The sequence below is a fragment of the Gemmatimonadaceae bacterium genome (assembly GCA_035633115.1).
In the GTDB taxonomy this organism is placed as follows: domain Bacteria; phylum Gemmatimonadota; class Gemmatimonadetes; order Gemmatimonadales; family Gemmatimonadaceae; genus UBA4720.
The window spans coordinates 1-4,436 of sequence record DASQFN010000028.1; the positions used below are offsets into that span (position 1 = coordinate 1).

The following is a 4,436-nucleotide window of genomic DNA, read 5'->3' on the forward strand; positions in this document are numbered from 1 at the left end:
GACGTGGGCGTCGGCCAGGCGGCGGTGCCGCGGTTGACCTTCGGTGGCCAAACCGAGCTCCATACCATGATCTTGGTGGACGGTGCGGACAATATCCAGACCTTCACGGGGCTGCCGCGCGCTACCCCCTCACAGGAGTCGGCCCAGGAGTTCCGCGTGCTCAACAGCACCTATCTGGCCGAATATGGCCGGGTGCTCGGCGGCTTCGTCAACATCATCACCAAATCGGGAACGAACAAATTTCGCGGCTCGCTCTACTACTTCGGGATGAATGACGCGCTCAACGCGCGACCACTGCTGACCACTCCCAATTACGCGCAGCGGCAAAACCAGTTCGGGGCGGTGATCGGCGGTCCGATCAAGAAGGACAGAACTTTCTTTTTCGGCAACTACGAAGGGCAGCGCCGCGCCGAATCCAATCGATTCTCCAGGGTTATCCTCGACAACCTCGGACCAGCGGACGGCAGCCAGCCCAACACGATCAACGAGGTCAAAAGGTTTTATCGTCTGACACCCGAGACGCCCGACCTCCTGCGCACAAACGACTACAACAGCGGCCTTGTTAGGCTGGATCACAGGCTCAACGCCAACAACAATCTTTCCGCCCGTTACAATCTTCTGGATTCGACCACCACGGGGTTTCTGGGCGGCGGCGGGCGCGCCTCGGCAGCCTCGACTACAGCAAGGAATAACTTCGTCCTCGACCAGTCCTTGGTGGCCAGCGAGACAGCCGTGTTAGGAGCCAACAAGGTCAATGAAGTCCGCGTCCAGTGGGCGCGGCGGAGCTTCGATTTTCCCTCCGTGCTCAAGGAGCCTGCCCTGGAGGTCTCCAATTTGCTCCTGACCGGGAAGAGCACCTCGGACGCGGACTTCTACCGCGAATCACGCCTGCAGATATCCGACAGCTTCAGCTACACCCGTGCGAGCCATGCCTTGAAGTTTGGAGCCGACTTTAGCAACCTCCGCGACACGACCGAGTGGGATCTTTTCTTCCCCGCGCGGGTGATTTTCGCGAACCTGGGCGGAGCCGGGCCGACTTTTTTCAACCATACTCCGGTGGTCTTCTGGTGGCCGATCCCCACCGGGACCACGCAGGGTGTGCCGACGCCCGTCCCCTTTACGCAAGCCGTTCCCGCGCCATACCAGGCCCTCCCCATCATAAGGTTTGATCACAATAGTTTTGGTTTTTTTGCTCAGGATGAGTGGAAAGCGACGCCCAAACTGGTGCTCACCTACGGGCTCCGCTACGACTTTGAAACCTACCCCGATGAGATCGTCCGGCGCGAGGACCTCAACAATGTTCAGCCGCGCGTGGGCCTGGCTTACGCGTTTAACCCGCGCACCGTGGTGCGCGCGGGATTCGGGATTTTCAGTGACCGCATCGCTTCGAGCGGCATCGGTCAGATGATCGGTCCCACCATTTTCAATGGCACTGGTTATTTGCCAAACTCTCAGGTCCTGTATCCGGGCATCCCGACCGTGCGAGGCCGGTTCATCAATCCCACGGTGCGCGGACCGGTCCTGGCGCCCCCTGCCACGCTCACCTTCACGACGACCGGGCAGGTGCCAGCGACGCCGACGGTCGGCGGCGTCATCAATCCGGGCCTCAACGCAAACCTCTCCGGAAACCTCCGCACCCCTTACGCCAAGCAAGCGAGCGTAGAGATTTCGCGTGAGATCGGCGGCGGTGTGGCCGTGTCTGCGAGCTACTTGTATGTCCACGCGCTCAAGCTTCTCGCACCCACAGGCATGCTCAACGGCGTGCAGACCGGGACACAACCCAGCGGTGAGCCCATCCTTGGGGCAAGAAGATTTCCAGAACTCGGCGACTTCTTTGTTTTCGACAATGGCGGATACTCCATTTTTAATGGCGGGAGCTTCGAGGTCCAGAAGCGCTTCGCTCACGGGCTCAGTTTTCACAGCAGCTATACTTACTCGAAGACCATCTCCAACACCGAGTCGGTGACTGCTGTCAACGACTTTCCCGAAAACCCCGACCGGAATTTGGAGCGCGCCCTCTCGCGCCAGCACGCGCGCCACCGCTACACTCTGGCCTTCCTCGGTCAAGTCCCGCAAAGCGTCCCCGTCTTGCGCGAGTTCAAGTTCAGCTCGATCCTGACGGCCCAGAGCGGCAGGTTCTTCACCGTTTTCGCCGGCTTGGACGCGAACGGCGACGGCAACCCGACCAGCGACCGCCCCGGCGGTTTGGGACGGAACTCGCTGGAAGGTCCCGGCAATGTCAGCCTCGACGTGCGCGTCGCGCGCGCGATAAATCTGAGCGAGCGCTGGAGCCTCGAATTGACTCTCGACGCTTTCAACCTGTTCAACCGCGTCAACGTCACTGACCTAAACACCCTTTACGGCGGGAACAGTCTCAGCGTCCCGCCGATTCCGGTTCTGGGGTTCGGCACGCCTCGCGATGTCTCCAACCCCCGGCAATTCCAGTACGGGCTCAGGTTGAAATTCTGAGGGGTCGAAAAAACGCAGCGCGATCTTTCGACTCGCCTGCGGGGACGAAAACTTGAGTGCGGGGCGTCCTGGCTGTGGCAGTCAGACGAACGCGGCGAACTTCGGATACGGCATACATCACAAAAGGAGAAGTGCTCATGCATCGTCTCATTCTTATTCTCTCCCTGGTCTTGTTCGCGGCGATTGCGCCCACCACGGCGTCGGCAACCACCTGCTCCGAGCTGATGCAGGCGCCGATCCCAAACACGACGATCACGCTAGCGCAGGTGAACCCCGCCACCACGAACCCGCTCGCTCCCGCACACTGCGAGTCATTGGCAAAATCAACGAGCGCGTGGGCCAGGACGGCAAGCCCTACGCCATCGGCTTCCACTTGCGCCTGCCGGTCGATTGGAATGACCGCTTCTTTTTCCAGGGCGGCGGCGGCCTGGACGGCAACCTCGGTACCGCCCTCGGGACCATCGGCATCGGCCAACCTACGAACGCCGTCAGCCGGGGCTACGCCGTGGTCTCAACGGACGCGGGACACACGATTGAGCCCGTGCCCCTCATCGGCGGCGCGCTGTTTGGCCTCGACCCGCAGGCGCGCAGCGACTTCGGCTACAACGCCCTCGACAAAGTGACCCGCATCGCCAAGCTCATCATCAGGCTGCACTACGGGAAGAGGCCGCGCTACTCGTACTTCATCGGCTGCTCGAACGGGGGCCGCCAGGGGATGGTCGCCTCGCAGCGTTTCCCCGAACACTTCGACGGCATCGTCGCCGGCAATCCAGGTTTCAACCTGCCCAAAGCTGGGGTCGCCGAAGCATGGGATTCTCAAGCGTTCGCCGGCGCGGCGACACAACTAGACGTGGGCGGGCAGCCGTATCTGCCGACTTCGTTCTCTTTCGCCGACCTCGCGCTGGCGGCAAATGCCGTCCTGAACGGGTGCGACGGGCTGGACGGATTGGCGGACGGCATCGTCAACAACTTCCCGGCCTGCCGCTTCGACCCTTCGACGCTCCAGTGTCCGGGGGCGAAGGATGCGACGTGCCTCTCGGCGGAACAGGTGACGGCCTTGAAGACAGTCTTCCGGGGCGCCAGGAATTCCTGGGGTCGCAGGCTCTATGCGGACTGGCCGTGGGACGCCGGGATCGGCACGCCCGGCTGGCGCGTGTGGAAGATCGGCTTCCCCGCGCCCCCCGGCGCCCCGCTCGTCAACAACGCGATCAACCTTACGCTGGGCGCGACGGCAGTGCCCTACGTCTTTGTGACGCCGCCCGACGCCGTCCCCGCGAGCGGCCTCGTCCAATACATGATGAACTTCAACTTCGACCTGGACGCGCCGCGGATTTTCCAGACCTCGGGGATTTATAACGAGTCCTCGATGGAGTTCATGTCCGCCAACTCCACCGACCTCAGGGAGTTTCGGCGGCGCCGCGGCAAGCTGATCATCTACCACGGCGGAAGCGACCCGGTATTCTCGGCCAACGACACGATCAGGTGGTACGAGCGACTGATGCGGGACGCCCCCGGCCACGCGGATCATTTCGCGCGGCTGTTCCTCGTCCCTGGCATGAACCATTGCGGGGGCGGCCCCTGCACCGATCTGCTCGACGCGCTGGCGCCACTCGTAGACTGGGTGGAGCACGGCCGCGCGCCGGACAAGATCATCGGCGCCGCGAACCCCGGCAGCCCATGGCCGGGGCGCACGCGGCCACTCTGCCCATATCCTACGCAGGCCCACTACAAGGGTAGTGGTGACATTAACAGCGCTGCAAATTTCATCTGTCGGGAACCGCGTCAGGGTCACGACCACGACGACCGCGATGATTGACGTTTTGTTCACGACGCCCAGCTTTGCGTTTTGCTATTAGTGACGCTCTACACTCACAGGCTTCTTAAGCTATGGGGCTGACTCGTGCCGATTTGCCGCTGCACCAGCTTCTGCGCGACAAAGCGTTTGATGAGCCAGATCGCGTGGCGAT

The 4,436-nt window shown here is 62.2% G+C and carries 2 protein-coding genes; both read left to right on the top strand.

Going from position 1 to position 4,436, the window contains the following annotated elements:
- Nucleotides 1–2,469 (top strand): TonB-dependent receptor (locus VES88_02815; GenBank protein HYN80406.1); only part of this gene is annotated, 2,469 nt, incomplete at its 5' end.
- A gap of 334 nt (nt 2,470–2,803) precedes the next feature.
- Complete coding sequence (locus tag VES88_02820) at nt 2,804–4,285, top strand: tannase/feruloyl esterase family alpha/beta hydrolase (protein HYN80407.1); 1,482 nt, start codon at nt 2,804–2,806, stop codon at nt 4,283–4,285.
- Nucleotides 4,286–4,436: the final 151 nt, after the last annotated feature.